The organism is Thermostichus sp. MS-CIW-40, from assembly GCF_054058315.1.
The window spans coordinates 1-14,531 of sequence record NZ_JBSSAC010000056.1; the positions used below are offsets into that span (position 1 = coordinate 1).

Sequence of the window (14,531 nt, forward strand, 5' to 3'; positions counted from 1 at the left end):
TCAAGTGTGGGCATTGTGGATGGGAAGGGGATGCGGATTTGAATGGTGCGAATGTGATTGCGCTCTTGGGGGCTGTCGTAAACCAGCCTAGAGGTCCGGGCCTGTTTTGTTCTCTGGTAGGGCAGAGCAGGCTCAGGGCTACTGAAAGCCCGCTCCGTACCGCTTAGCGGTCGCAGCCGGGTAGTTTACAGATTTCTATCCTTACACCCAACCAGACGATGGTCACCCTCCAGCTTCGACAACTCACCATCCCACCCGGCCAGCGCCTGCTGATTCACAATCTGAATTGGTTAGACTTTGAAGCCATCCTAGATGAGCTGGGCGAAAAGCGAGCCAGCCGCATTGCCTACAGCGATGGGATATTGGAAATCAGAATGCCCTCACCCAAGCATGAGCGAGAAAAATCCATCATTGGAGACATTGTCAAAATCTTGCTAGAGGAACTGGAAGTTGACTGCGAATGTTTTGGGTCAGCTACCTTCAAACAGCAAGCAATGAACTACGGGATCGAACCTGATGAATGCTTCTATATCCAAAATCACCAGGCCGTGATTGGCAAAGATCGGCTGGATCTATCTGTTGACCCGCCTCCGGATCTGGCCATCGAAGTGGATGTTACTTCCAAAACCCAGATTGAGGCTTACACCCGCCTAGGAGTGCCCGAACTTTGGGTTTATCAAGGCAACCAGCTAACCATCTACATCCTGCAATCCGGCCAATATCAGGCTTCTGCCACCAGCCCAACCTTTCCTCAGCTACCGATTTTAGAGTGGGTGCCAGAAGTCTTGGCCCAAAGTCGAGATCTGGGTAGAAGTCCAGCCCTTCGTGCCCTTCGCCAAAAAATACGCTCCATCTTAGGGAATTAATACGAGCCATAGGCCACGTACTCTGAGAGTTTTGCCCAAAGAAGATGATGCTTGCCCTCAACCTGCAACCGGCTTTGAATTTAACCGATGAAGTTTTCGAACAGCTTTGCCGGCAAAATCCTGAGCTGCGCCTGGAACGCACCGCCCAAGGAGAACTGATCGCCATGGCTCCTGCAGGCAGCGAAAGCAGCCGTCAAAACTTGAGCCTCAGCGCCCAGCTCTGGCAGTGGAACCGGCAAACCCAGCTTGGTGTAGCCTTTGACTCCTCTGCAGGTTTTGCCCTGCCGAATGGGGCCATCCGCTCTCCCGATGCCGCTTGGATTGCCAAAGAGCGCTGGCAGCAGCTTACCCCAGAGCAGCGCCGTCGCTTTGCTCCTCTTTGCCCTGACTTTGTGCTGGAACTAAAGTCTCCTACTGACGAGCTGGCTATCCTTCAGGCCAAGCTGCAGGAGTACCTGGACAACGGATCCCAACTGGGCTGGTTAATTGACCCGGAAAGCGGGAAGGTCTATGTCTATCGCACAGGTCAGCCGGTGCAAGTTTTGGAGCGACCTACCAGCTTGTCTGGGGATCCCGTTCTCCCTGGCTTTGTGGTGGATCTCACCTTAATCTGGGAATAGTGCTCCCCACGCTCTAAAACTGCCCACCAGGATGAGCTCATGATTGCCCTCAACCTGCAGCCGGCTGTGAATTTAACCGATGAAGTTTTCGAGCAGCTTTGTCGGCAGAATCCTGAGCTGCGCCTGGAACGCACCGCCCAAGGAGAACTGATCGCCATGGCCCCTGCAGGCAGCGAAAGTGGATTCCGCAACGCCGACCTGCTGGGCCAACTGTGGCAGTGGAATCGAGGCAAGAACTTAGGTTTTGTCTTTGACTCTTCCGCGGGCTTTGCCCTGCCCAATGGGGCCATCCGCTCTCCCGATGCCGCTTGGATTGCCAAAGAGCGCTGGCAGCAGCTTACCCCGGAGCAGCGTCGTCGCTTTGCTCCTCTTTGCCCCGACTTTGTGCTGGAACTGAAGTCCCCCACTGACGAGCTGGCTATCCTTCAGGCCAAGCTGCAGGAGTACCTAGACAACGGATCCCAACTGGGCTGGCTGATCGATCCAGAAAGCCAGCGGGTTTACGTCTACCGCCCAGGTCAGCTGGTGCAAGTTTTGGAGCGGCCTACTAGCTTGTCTGGGGATCCGGTTCTCCCTGGCTTTGTTGTGGATCTCACTTTAATCTGGAAATAATCGACCCACCCCCTAACTTCAATTTCATTCAATCACTTATGGCTATCAGCAACCACGAACGAGTTGGACGCGCCCTCAACCTTCTGCGGCAGGGGCTTTATCCTTTTGTCGTGCGGGAGATGCAAGCCTTCCATGGAGAGAAGTGGCTGACAGTTGTCGCCGACAACCTGCCCGAGCGCTCTCCCAAATTCAAAAGTCCTGAGCAGATCCTGGAGGAAGATGTTTTGGCGCTGCTGACTCTCATGTGGGAGCAGTGGAACACCGTCTTCAGGCAAACTCTGGGACAAGCGGAGCGCACCCTAGTCAGCGAGCTGCGCAATACCCGCAACACCTGGGCCCACACCTGCACTTTTGGTTTTGACGATGCCTATCGCGCCCTCGATAGCGTTGCCCGACTGCTGAGCGCCATTGCTGCCCCCCAAGCTGCCGAAGTTGAAAAACAAAAACAAGAGCTACTGCGACTGCGCTTCGAAGAACAGGCCAAGCGGGAAAGCCGTCGCGCTATGGGATCCCCTACAGAAGGTCAGCCCCAGGCTGGCCTCAAGCCCTGGCGCGAGGTTGCCACTCCCCACCCCGATGTGGCTTCAGGTCGCTTCCAACAAGCCGAATTTGCCGCCGATCTTTGGGAAGTCTACCTGGGCGAAGGTTCGGATGAGTACCGGGATCCCGTCGAGTTCTACCGCCGCACCTACCTTACCGAGGGATTGCAACAACTGCTCACCAATGCCCTGAAGCGCCTCAGCGGCCAAGGGGGGGATCCCGTGATAGAGTTGCAGACCAACTTTGGCGGCGGCAAAACCCACGCCATGCTTGCCCTCTACCACCTCTTTGGAAGAGGGGCTAGGGGTGAGGGCCCCCTACCCGGCACAGAGTCTCTTCTCCAAGCCGTCGGCCTGCAGAGACCACCTCAAAACGTCAGGATAGCCGTCCTGGTGGGGAACAAGCTCCAGCCCAGCGGCATTCCCTCCTACAAGCCTGAGCACGCCCAGCAAAACCGCCCCCTGATCCGCACCCTTTGGGGGGAGTTGGCCTGGCAACTGGGAGGTGCCGAAGGCTATGCGCGGGTGCAGCAGGCCGACGCAACTTCCACCAACCCCGGCGATGCGCTTAAAGTCTTGTTCAACCGCTATGCCCCTTGCCTGATCCTAATCGATGAGTGGGTGGCCTATGCTCGCCAACTCCACGACAGCCCTGACCTAGCCGGCGGCAGTTTCGACACCCAGTTTACCTTTGCCCAAACCCTGAGCGAATCGGCCAAGAACGCAAAAGATACACTGCTGGTGGTGAGCCTTCCTTCTTCGGATATCGAAATTGGCGGGGAGCGGGGCAAAGAAGCTCTGGTTCGCCTGAGAAATGCCATTGGCCGGGTGGAATCCCCTTGGCGGCCCGCGAGCGCTGAAGAAAGCTTTGAAATTGTCCGCCGCCGCCTGTTTCAGCCCCTCACCAATCCCGAGCTATTTGTGCAGCGGGATGCCGTGGTGAAAGCGTTCATGGATCTCTATCGCAGCCAAAGCCAGGAATTTCCCAGCGAGTGCAAAGAAAGTGACTACGAACGCCGCCTCAAGGCTGCTTATCCCATTCACCCAGAGCTGTTTGACCGCCTTTACTCCGACTGGTCTACTCTCGACAAGTTTCAACGCACCCGCGGTGTGCTACGGCTGATGGCCAGGGTCATCCACACCCTCTGGGAGCGAAATGACCGCAGCCTGATGATCCTGCCCGCCCACATCCCCATGGACGATCAACAGGTACAAGCAGAGCTGACCCGCTACCTAGACGACAACTGGCTGCCGGTAATCGACAAAGACGTGGATGGCCCCACTTCCCTGCCCCTGACTCTCGACCGAGATCACCCCAACCTGGGCCGGTATTCCGCCTGTCGCCGGGTTGCCCGCACCATCTACATGGGATCCGCCCCCACCCTGCGGGCCGCCAACCGCGGCATTGAGGAGCGCCGCATCAAGCTGGGCTGCGTGCAACCGGGAGAACACCCCATCACCTTCGGCGATGCCCTGCGGCGGCTATCCGACCAGGCAACTTACCTATACGGAGATGGCAGTCGCTACTGGATTTCCACCCAGCCCAACGTCAACCGCACTGCTCAGGAGCGAGCCGAGCAACTGTTGAGGGACGAGCCCCACACCCTCTGCCAAGAGATCATCCGGCGCCTCAAAGCCGACAGAAATCGCGGTGAGTTCAGCGCCGTTCACGTTGCCCCCGACTCCACTGCCGATATTCCCGACGATCCCACTTTAGGCGTGCGGCTGGTGATCCTGCATCCTCAGTATTCCCATAGCCGGGGTAGCCAGGATAGCCCTGGGCGAGTCTGGGCTGAGCAGGCCCTCCAGCGTCGCGGCAGCGGCCCCCGCTACTACAGGAACATGCTGCTGTTTTTGGCGCCCGACAAAACCCGCCTGGAAAGCCTAGAACGCAATACCGCCCAATACCTAGCTTGGAAAGGGATCCTGGAAGACAAAGATCTCCTCAACCTAGATGCCTTCCAAACCGCCCAAGCCGATACCAAGCTGCACCAATCCGAGGCTGCTGTTGAGGCTGCTCTGCGGGAAACCTATCAATGGCTGCTGATCCCAGCCCAGCCTGATCCCCAAGGCAGTCTAGAGTGGAAAGAATGCCGACTGCAGGGGCAAGATTCCCCCATTTTGCAAGCCAGCCGCAAAGCTGTCCACGAGGGGGATCTGGTTACCGCTTACTCTGCCATCACCCTCCGCCTGGATACGCTGGATAGATTCCTCTGGCGCGAGGCTGATCACATCGATCTCAAACGACTGTGGGAATGCCTGGCCCAGTACCTCTACCTACCCCGCTTGAAAGACCCATCCGTTCTTCTAAGAGCTGTAGAAGACGGGGTAGCCTCAACTGCTTGGGAGGATAGCTTTGCCTACGCAGAGGCCTTCGATGAGTCCAAAGGCAAATACCTCGGCTTGCAAGTGGCAGCCATAGTCAAGCCCAGCATCGGTTCCAACAGCCTGCTGGTCAAGCCAGAGGTTGCCCGCCGTCAATTGGAAGCCCTTCAAGTTCCTTCCCCAAAGGCGCCCTGCATCTTCCCAGACAGCACTCCGCCTCTTCCTGGCCCCGGCGAGGAGGATTCCCCAGTTACGAATCAAGGAAATCAAGTTTCCCAGCCGGCGTTGCCGAGGCGATTTTACGGCAGGGTGGAAATGGATCCCCTGCGGGTCAACAGAGATGTTGCAACCCTTGCCGACGAGGTCATCCGGCACCTGACCAATCTGCCAGGAGCCACTGTCAAAATTACCCTGGAAATCGACGCGGAAATACCGGAAGGCTTACCGGAGAGCGTGAGGCGCACGGTAGCGGAAAACTGCCGAACCTTAAAGTTCTGCACCCTGGAGTTCGAGGACAATCCGCATAGTCATTTTTAAGCGGGAATGAAACTTTTTCCTTAGCATTGTGCACTAGCTGATACATTCACGCTGAACTCTCCTGAACATGGTTCAGGAAAGAAGCGATCGCATCCTGCCTATCTCTGAGCAGGAAGGCGGTATCCCGCAAAGCCCTGAGGAATACCCCCCGAGCGCTTTCCCCCTTCACTTCCCGGCAACCGTTGCGGTGGACTCAAGGATCAGGGGGAAACTTGGTCTACTATATCCCTCTCAATGACTTTTGCCAAACCGCCTAAAGCTCAGTAAATTCAGCAAAGTTCAGGGTTTTGGGGGTTAGAGGCATGCTCCACGGTGCCGCCCCAGCGTTCCGCGCCGCTGCCACAACCACCACCTCCAGGCAAAGGGAGAGAGGAGCAATTGGGAAGTGTCTTAATCTAACTTGAAACGACTGTGACCCCGCTCTACTTCTCGGAGCTGAGCGCTGTCCCCACCTTCTCCATCAAGTCGTCCAGTTCGCTGTAGTCCGGCAGAGTCGTGTCGATGGCCTGCCCCTGACGCAACACCACCCGGTCATGCTGGGGACGGGAAAGCAGCTCATCAAAGCCACGTCCCTTGAACAGCACCAGATCTGCCGGCAAACCCACCCCAATTGGCCCTCGCTCGGTCAAGCCCATGATGCGGGCAGGGGTGGTGGTAATCGCCTGTGGCCAATCCCCATAGGGGGTATCCAGGTGCAAAATGCGGGTGGCCTCCCGGAACACCTCCAAGCCATCGTGATCCCCAAAGCCATAAAAGGGATCCCGACAGTTATCGCTGGCTATCATCACCGGCACGCCCAAGGCTTTCAGCTCGTGCAGCAGCGTCACCCCTCGCCAGCGGGGGGTATGGCCGGGGTTACGGGCTTGCAAATATAGGTTACACATGGGCAGGCTGACCACGGCAATTCCCGCCTCTCTGACCAAGGCCATAGTCTTGTGGGCCACCTCCGGCGGTTGCACGGCCAGGCTACAGCAATGGCCACACACCACCTGTCCCGAAAACTCATGGCGCAGGGCTGCCGCTGCCACGTGTCTCAACGTGAGGGATCCCGGATCATCCGTCTCATCCGTATGAAAGTCCAGAGCCAAGCCCCGCTCCTTGGCCAGGGCAAACACCCGATCCAATTGCCGATCCAGTTCCGGCCCCATCGCCGCCACCCCACCCAGGATCCCGCCCACTTCCGCCACCTTGTCCGCCAGCTTTTCCCCTGCAGGGGTGAGAAAGGTATCCAAGCTCAGAAGCGTGACCGCCTGGAGTTCCAGCTTGCCCGCCCACTCTCGGCGCAACTGAACAAACACCTCCCAGCTGGCCCCCATAACTTGAGGGTTCTCGCAGACCAGATGGGTGCGCACTGCCTGGGATCCATGGGCATAGCTGCAGCGCAAACCAAAGCTGAAGCGACGGTAGAGATCCTCCCGAAACTGCTCTGGATCCCCGTCATAGGCTTGCTTCATCTTCACCCAATCTTCCTGGCCGGCCTGCCTCGCCCCGGCAAAGGTACCATCGGGATTGGGGGTGCGCGGCCACACATGTCCCTTGTCCAGGTGGGTATGGATGTCCACAAAACACGGCCACACTTGGCCCCGCCTTAGATCCACGCTGGGGATCCCCTGGGGCGGGATCCCTGTTGCCAGCCGGATTTGGCGGATCTGCCCCCCTTCGATTTCCAGATCCAGCAACACCAGGTTATCGCGGTTGGGAACAGCTCCTGGCACCGCCTCCTTCAGTACCGACAGGGGAACCTGAGCATTCAGCAGCCAGTAGTGGGCAACGCCGGGGATCTGCATGGCGGGCAACGAAAAAGTGACTCCCAATCTTAAGGGGATCCGAGCCCCTCAGGAGGAATCCAGTGCTACAGCAGCTAGGCAAACTGGCCCACCACCTGCATGGCAAAGCTGAGCAAAATGAAGGCCAACCAGGGGGAAAAGTCCAAGCCACCAATGGGGGGAATGATGCCGCGGAACAGGTTGAGATAGGGATCGGTGAGTTGACTGAGCACCGACAGGATGGGGTTAGACCAGTTCAGTTGCGGGAACCAGCTCAGCAAAATCCGCACGATGAGCAAAGCATTGTAAATGACGATGAACTGGTAAAGGGAGCGGAACAGCAAAGACGCGGCAGTGCCGTAGACCAACCCCAGGGAGAGGCCGTCCACCCAAGCGAGAGGAGACAACAAGTGACTGAGCATCATGGTTGGGAAAAGTAGGGAAACAACTCGATCAACTCAACATCCATTAAGCTGAAGCACCTTCGCCAGAGGCAGACCTGGCCCAGGATCGCAACTCAGCCGAGAGAGGATGGCAGAACCTAGAGAGGAAAGCCGCTGCCGCCTCTAGTTTGGCATGGACAGGGGTCCCCTGCTCAAGGCTTTTCCTCAACAGCCCTGGAAGAGGTTTCCTTGACGAGCAATTGCGTGCGCATGGCCTGAATCGCCTCGTTTAACTCGGCAATCTTGGCCTCTAGAGTGCGGCGGGCTTGAGCAATGCGTTCTGCCTCATTTTCCCACTTCCTCCAGTCGCTGGACATGGCCGACTCACCCGAAGCACTGAGGCGCGGTCGTTCAGGGGCTACCGAGGTGCCGTTGAGACGATCCGGATCCCGGCGTTGGCCTTCGGCGGATCCCTTGCTGAGTCGAGGGGCAAGCACAAACCCGATCACCCCGCCGATGATCCCTCCCAACACGGCGCCGGTCACTACACCCGCAATGAAGTCACCTTTCTGATCTGCCACGCTTTTGTCCAGCTCAATAACAATAAACTTGAGTCATCTTCTTCCGTTCTACCTTTCCTGTCCCACTCCTGCCAGCAAATCCGACCAAGGTTGAGGTAGCCGCCAGCGGCTGAGATGTTCCAGATGGGCTTGCACCTGATCCCTCAACTCGGCAAGCGTGTGTTGCAGATCGCCGGTCGAGGGTAGGGATCTCAGCGTTGCCTGCCAGAGGTAGGCCGGGGAAAGTTCAGGGCTGAGCAACTGCCACAAACGCTGCAGCTCCTCAAAGTGAAGGCGATCATCTTCTGTGAGGGAAAGCACCAACTGGCGACGCAGATCGCGGGCCTCTTCCGACATCAGGTAGCGCAAACCCGTTTGGGCGGTGGGTAACCAATCCAATCCCCCATCGCTGCGGGCAATTTGAATCAGGTTCTCCAGGCGGTTCCAGCGGAACTTGCCGTCTTTGATCAACACTTGCAGCAGCCGTTGGCGAATACGCGGCGATTCGTCCGTCAGCAGGCGCTTGGCCACATAGGGATAGGCCACACCGACGATGCGGAACTGGGGATAGAGGCTGAGGGCTACTCCCTCTTGGGTCACCAAAGAGCGGATCACCAGAGCAAAGTGGGAGGGCACCTGAAAGGGGTAGCGGTACATCAAGTCGGAGAACTGATCTGTGGCCGTTTTGAAGTTAAAGTTGACCACCTCTTGGGTCAGCACGTCTGCCAGCACCTTTTCCAAGGCGGGGATCAGCTCTTGGCGGCCGACATCCGGCTGCAAAAAGCCCAGATGAATAAAGTCATCGATCAGGGCGTTGTAGTCGTGATCCACCAGGTGAACCAGAGCATCCACCAAGTACTCCTTCATTTCCTCGGTGAGCTGATCCATCATGCCGAAATCGATGTAGGCCATACGGCCATCGGTGAGGGCAAAGAGGTTACCGGGGTGGGGATCCGCGTGGAAAAAGCCGTATTCCAGCAATTGCTTGAGGGCAGCAACCACCCCGATACGCACCAATTGTTTCACCTCCAGGTTGGCTGCTCGAATGCGCTCCACATCCGTCAGCTTGATGCCGTCGATCCACTCCAGGGTCAGAACCCGGCGGGTGCTGTAAGCCCAGAAGATGCGCGGCACGTACACATCCGGATCGTCGCGGAAGTATTCGGCGAAGCGCTCGCAGTTTCGCCCTTCGTGCAGGTAGTCGATCTCTTCAAAAAGCTTGCGGCCAAACTCATCCACCACCGCCGTCAAAGTACTGCCCAGGTTCAAGGGCAGCCAGGGGCCCAGCCATGTCGAGGCCCAGCGAATCAGGTACAGATCCAGGCTCAACTGCTCTCGCAGATGGGGTCGCTGCACCTTCACCGCCACCCATTCGCCGCTGTGCAACTGCGCTTTGTAAACCTGGCCCAAACTGGCAGCAGCCACCGGCTCTGGAGAGATCTGGGCAAAGATCTCGGCAATCGGACGGCCCAACTCGGATTCGATGCGGGCAAATGCTTGCTCGGAAGGAAATGGCGGCAGTTGATCTTGCAGTTGGGTGAGTTCTTCTAGGTAGTCTTTGCGCACCAGATCGGGGCGGGTGGAGAGGGCCTGACCCACCTTGATGAACGTTGGCCCCAGGTCGGTGAGCAGCTTTCGCAACTGCACTGAGCGCCGTCCCACATTGCGATCAGTGTGTCCCCACAGTTGATCCCAGCGCAAACAGAGGACAAACCACAAGAAAGGCCAGAGAATGGCCAGCGCCCGACCGATCACTTGGGGCAGGCGCCAGCGGTAATAGCGGCAGATCAATTGCGGATCGTAAACTTCCAAAGCGGCAATGGGCGAGGTTCTACTAAACACACTCCAGCGATCTCACAGTCTTTTGTTTTGAAGCTCTTGGTATCCATCTTAACAGAAAAAGCCTCGCCGTTTCTGCGCAAGGGCCTGTCAGCCCCATCCTGCCCCCTTCTCGGCCAGGGCCGGCCTGTTTCCCCCTCAAATGATGGTGTTGTCCGGGATCACCGAGTCTTTGATGATGGTGACGATGCCGTTGCTGATCCAGATCCCTTCCTCTTCCCGCTGCGCTTCGGTGACGTGATCCTTGTTGAGGATGCGGACATTGCGCCCAATGCGGGCATTCTTATCCACGATGGCGTTGACAATGTGAGAGTTGGCCCCGATGCCCACCGGTGGGATCCCTTCCTCTAGCCTGGCCCGTCGCTCTTCTGCCGACTCGTAGTAATCGGCTCCCATCACCAGGGTGTTTTCGATGATGGTGTTGGCCTCCAAGCGGCTGCGAATGCCGATGATGGAGTTGCGAATTTGGGCGTTTTTGATGATGCAACCATCGGCGATCATAGAGTTGACAATCTGGGAGTCGAGGATTTTGTTGGGGGGCAAAAAGCGCGGGCGGGTGTAGATGGGCATTTCGCTGTCGAAGAAGCTGAAGGGCGGGTTGGGCTGCTGCACCAGTGCCAGGTTGGCCCGGTAAAAAGCCTCGATGGTGCCGATGTCTTCCCAGTAACCCTTGAAGAGGTAGGCTTGCAGATGGTACTTGCCGATGGCTGCCGGCAGCACCTCTTTGCCAAAGTCGGTGTGCTCCTTGACTTTGAGCATCTCGATCAGAGCTTCTCGCTTGAATACATAGATGCCCATGGAGGCGATGTAGGGCTTGGCTTTGGCTTCTTCCGGGCTGAGGCCGAGGGCTTGGGTGTCCACCTGACAGGCTTTCAGCAGATCTCCTGTTGGCTTTTCCTTGAAATCGACGATGCAACCGTTCTCGCCAAGCTTGAGCAAGCCAAAACCTGAGGCCACTTTTTCTTCACAGGGGAGCACCGCCAGGGTCACATCGGCTCCCACCTGCCGGTGATGGTGGATGAAGGGGCGGTAGTCCATGCGGTAGAGGTGATCCCCAGATAGGATGAGGAAGTCCCGCGGCTTCCAGGAGTCCATCAGCCAGAGGTATTGGCGGACAGCATCGGCGGTGCCTTGGAACCAATCGGGATTGTCAGGGGTTTGTTGGGCCGCCAAAACGTCCACAAAGCCGCCTGTAAAGGGAGACAAGCGGTAGGTGTTGACGATGTGGCGGTTCAGAGAGGCAGAGTTGAACTGGGTGAGGACGTAGATTTTTTCGATGTCGGAGTTGATGCAGTTGCTGACCGGGATGTCGATGAGGCGGTATTTGCCGGCCAGGGGCACAGCAGGTTTAGCGCGGCGCTTGGTCAGGGGATAAAGTCGGGTGCCACGCCCACCTCCCAAGATGATCGCCAGTACATCGCGCATGGTTGTCCTCCACCAGGCTACACCCAATAGCATAGACTGCTGCGGGGCCACCTCAACGACTGTCCTGTCGGATCTGGCCGGGCTGCTCGGAAAGGGGAACAAGTTGGCAAAACGGGGGGAGCTGATGGCGCGCATTCTGGCCTTTACCAACAACAAAGGGGGCACCGGCAAGTCCACCCTCTGCGTCCACGCGGCTCAGTTGACGGCCCAGCGGGGATACCGAGTTCTGCTCATCGATCTCACGTCCCAGGCCACTGCCAGCAGTCTCTACTTGGAAGAGGCCGGATCCTTGCCGGCACCGGAAACGGTTTGGGCCAGCTTACACCCGCAACACCAACGTCCTCTGGAAGAGGTGATCTACTGCACGGACAAGGGAGTGGATGTGGCGCCCTCCCACAGCACCATGGCGGAAGTGGCGGCCCAACTGGCTGCTGCCGGAGAGACGGGGCAGAATCTATTGCAGCGCCAACTGGATCCCTTGCTGCAGGACTACGACTTCATCTTTCTCGATACGCCGGGAGAACTGAATGCCCTCACCGCCAATGCCCTGCGGGTGGCCCAGCGGGTGTTGATCCCGACACGGCTCAACCGCGCCGATTTCTCCTGCACGGAAGTAACCTTGCGCTACATTGAGGCCCTGAAAGGCCAGCTAAGCCAAGCCCGCGCCATTTTGACAATGCTGGATGACCGCTATCTGCCGGGGGGCATTTGGTCGGGATCCCACACCGGGCAATTGTATGTGCAAGCGCAACAGATTTTTGCGGATGTGCTTTCACCCGTTACTATTCCAGATAGCAGCGATTTGCGCATCGCTTTTGACTACGGCTTGACGGTGATGGACTATCGGCCTGGATCGGCGGTGTGTCAGCGGCTGCTGCAGTTTGTTGAACGCGAGGTGCTCTTGTGACCGGATCTGACCGTAGCCTCTTTCCTTCGTCGGGGGAAACTTCCCGCCGCTCCGGCGGAATTCGGCGCAAGGCCGGTGCTAAAACCAGTTCAGAGCCCACCTCCGCAGAGTCTACTCCCACAGGCGAGGAGCCGACAACGATGTCTTCTCAGTCTCCCCCAGAACCAACCCCAGAATTGCCGGAAATTGCAGCCCTCAAAAGCCAACTGGCCGAAGCTCAACAACTCTTGCAAGACTACCAAAACAAAGTCTCTACCCTGCAAGCTCAATTGCAGCAGGTTACTGCCCATCGGGACGAATTGCAAAAGGCGCTGGCGCAGTTGCAAGCGGTTGCGGACGAGCGGGCCAAAACCATCCAGGAGTTACGGAAACCCAAAGAGCAAGCCCCCATCATTCAGCCCAAACCCCAATCCTCGCCTCTGCACGCGCAAAAGAAGATTATGAATCGGCCCATCTTCGACAACGTATCGGCCACCGATGAAAGCATGCCTCCCTATCTGCTGGATTGACCGGGATGGAAGGGATCCCTAAGGGCGTGATTTGGATGGGGTCTCCACCTGTTCTGCTCCCTCCTGTTTTCAGCCCGACCTGTGCTTTTTTCCCTGCTTCCTGGAGATCCGGGATCCGATAGTTGGATATTGGATTGGATAACCTTTGTTCTCAGTGCCCTTCTCATGAGCCAATCTCCATCGACTCTCCCTGCTGGTGATGCCATTCCGCCCCACGGGGGCACCCTGATCAACCGCATTGCCCCGCCTGAGCAGGCGCAGGAGCTGCGTTCCAAAGCCGAACATTGCCCCATTCTTTATCTCGACGAGCGGGCCCAATCGGATCTGGAGATGATCGCTATCGGGGGCTTCAGCCCGCTAACGGGGTTTATGGGGCGGGAAGACTACCAGGCCGTCCTGGAAACGATGCACCTGGCCAATGGCTTGGCTTGGTCGCTGCCGGTCACCCTGCCGGTCTCCTCGGAAGTGGCAGCGGGTCTGAAAGAGGGGCAAATGATTGCCTTGGCCAGTGCCGAGGGCAAGATCCTGGGCCTACTGGAGCTGACGGAGAAATTCACCTACGACAAAACCCGCGAAGCCCGGCAAGTTTATCGCACCACCGATGAGCAACATCCAGGGGTAAAGGTGCTCTACGAGCAGGGATCCGTCTATTTGGCCGGCCCCGTCACCCTCCTGCAGCGGGATCCCCACCCTCTTTTTCCGGCCTACCAGATTGACCCGGCCCAATCGCGGCAACTGTTTCGGGAAAGAGGCTGGAGAACCATTGTAGGCTTCCAAACCCGCAACCCCATCCACCGCGCCCATGAATACATCCAAAAATGTGCCTTGGAGATTGTGGACGGGCTATTTTTGCACCCGCTGGTGGGGGCTACCAAAAGCGACGACATTCCCGCCGATGTGCGTATGCGCTGCTACGAGGTGTTGATCGAAAAGTACTACCCCAAGGAGCGGGTGATCTTGGCCATCAACCCTGCGTCGATGCGCTACGCCGGCCCCCGCGAGGCTATTTTCCATGCTCTCATTCGCAAAAACTATGGCTGTACCCATTTCATTGTGGGGCGGGATCACGCCGGGGTGGGGAACTACTACGGTACCTACGATGCCCAACACATTTTCGATGAGTTCCAGCCGGGGGAGCTGGGCATCATTCCCTTGAAGTTTGAACATGCTTTCTATTGCACCGTCACCGGCACCATGGCCACGGCCAAGACCAGCCCCAGCCAGCCTCACCAGCGCATTCACCTCTCAGGTACCAAGGTGCGGGAAATGCTGCGCCGCGGTGAAGTGCCCCCGCCGGAGTTTTCTCGACCAGAAGTGGCCCGGCTGCTGGCCGAAGCCATGCGAGAGCGGGGTTAACCCTGGGAATCTCCCTAAGTGGCAGTCAAAAAGGGCCTGGGACAGACCAGACCCTCTGTATTGAAAGTTGTATTGAAAGTTGAACTTGAACCAGATTCCAGTCGAGTATCAGCTAGAAATCGCAGGAGCCCCGCACTGTACCCGTAGGGTCAGTGCCGGGAGGAATGCGCTTTGATGAAGTACAATGAACTCATGAGCCAAGTCCTGACCGTCTCCTGTAAGCTCAAGGCGTCCCAGTCGCAAGCCGCCAAATTGGACGCGACTTTGGAGGCTTTTGGCCAAGCCTT

The 14,531-nt window shown here is 57.7% G+C and carries 12 protein-coding genes and 1 pseudogene; 8 read left to right on the top strand and 5 right to left on the bottom strand.

All coding sequences use genetic code 11. The annotated features are described in order from the left end of the window. From ACVWXF_RS12890 to ACVWXF_RS12910, 5 genes and pseudogenes are all read left to right on the top strand, one after another. A pseudogene (locus ACVWXF_RS12890) lies at positions 1–167 on the top strand (RNA-guided endonuclease TnpB family protein); the annotation flags it as partial. 51 nt (positions 168–218) lie between these two features. Next, on the top strand, positions 219–866 hold the full coding sequence (locus ACVWXF_RS12895; protein WP_414329080.1) for a Uma2 family endonuclease: 648 nt from the start codon (positions 219–221) through the stop codon (positions 864–866). Between the two features lie 47 nt (positions 867–913). Next, a complete protein-coding gene (locus ACVWXF_RS12900) occupies positions 914–1,486 on the top strand; it encodes a Uma2 family endonuclease (RefSeq protein ID WP_457474593.1) in 573 nt (190 codons plus the stop codon). Between the two features lie 39 nt (positions 1,487–1,525). After that, entirely contained in the window at positions 1,526–2,098 is a 573-nt protein-coding gene (locus tag ACVWXF_RS12905; protein ID WP_457474588.1) for a Uma2 family endonuclease, read from the top strand. A gap of 38 nt (positions 2,099–2,136) precedes the next feature. After that, positions 2,137–5,499, top strand: a complete 3,363-nt coding sequence (locus tag ACVWXF_RS12910; RefSeq protein ID WP_457466995.1) for a Swt1 family HEPN domain-containing protein — start codon at positions 2,137–2,139, stop codon at positions 5,497–5,499. Between the two features lie 422 nt (positions 5,500–5,921). Here ACVWXF_RS12910 and ACVWXF_RS12915 read toward each other — a convergent pair whose 3' ends face one another. From ACVWXF_RS12915 to ACVWXF_RS12935, 5 genes are all read right to left on the bottom strand, one after another. Beyond that, a complete protein-coding gene (locus ACVWXF_RS12915) occupies positions 5,922–7,286 on the bottom strand; it encodes a cytosine deaminase (RefSeq protein WP_457474594.1) in 1,365 nt (454 codons plus the stop codon). 74 nt (positions 7,287–7,360) lie between these two features. After that, positions 7,361–7,690, bottom strand: coding sequence for a YggT family protein (locus ACVWXF_RS12920; protein WP_011432695.1), 330 nt, complete (start codon positions 7,688–7,690; stop codon positions 7,361–7,363). A gap of 170 nt (positions 7,691–7,860) precedes the next feature. Beyond that, positions 7,861–8,229, bottom strand: coding sequence for a hypothetical protein (locus tag ACVWXF_RS12925; RefSeq protein ID WP_457474589.1), 369 nt, complete (start codon positions 8,227–8,229; stop codon positions 7,861–7,863). Positions 8,230–8,277: 48 nt separating this feature from the next. Continuing rightward, a complete protein-coding gene (locus tag ACVWXF_RS12930; protein WP_457474590.1) occupies positions 8,278–10,050 on the bottom strand; it encodes an ABC1 kinase family protein in 1,773 nt (590 codons plus the stop codon). A gap of 135 nt (positions 10,051–10,185) precedes the next feature. After that, positions 10,186–11,472, bottom strand: a complete 1,287-nt coding sequence (locus ACVWXF_RS12935; protein ID WP_457474591.1) for a glucose-1-phosphate adenylyltransferase — start codon at positions 11,470–11,472, stop codon at positions 10,186–10,188. Positions 11,473–11,596: 124 nt separating this feature from the next. Between ACVWXF_RS12935 and ACVWXF_RS12940 the strand changes: the two genes are divergently transcribed. The 3 genes from ACVWXF_RS12940 to sat all read left to right on the top strand — a co-directional run bounded on the left by ACVWXF_RS12940 (position 11,597) and on the right by sat (position 14,244). Beyond that, positions 11,597–12,379: a ParA family protein gene (locus ACVWXF_RS12940; RefSeq protein WP_457474592.1), complete on the top strand. Its 783-nt coding sequence runs from the start codon at positions 11,597–11,599 to the stop codon at positions 12,377–12,379. A 140-nt stretch (positions 12,380–12,519) separates the two neighbouring features. After that, positions 12,520–12,888 (top strand): hypothetical protein, encoded by a 369-nt coding sequence (locus ACVWXF_RS12945; protein ID WP_414329683.1) that lies wholly within the window; start codon positions 12,520–12,522, stop codon positions 12,886–12,888. A gap of 165 nt (positions 12,889–13,053) precedes the next feature. Next, on the top strand, positions 13,054–14,244 hold the full coding sequence (gene sat / locus ACVWXF_RS12950) for a sulfate adenylyltransferase (protein WP_414382635.1): 1,191 nt from the start codon (positions 13,054–13,056) through the stop codon (positions 14,242–14,244). Positions 14,245–14,531: the final 287 nt, after the last annotated feature.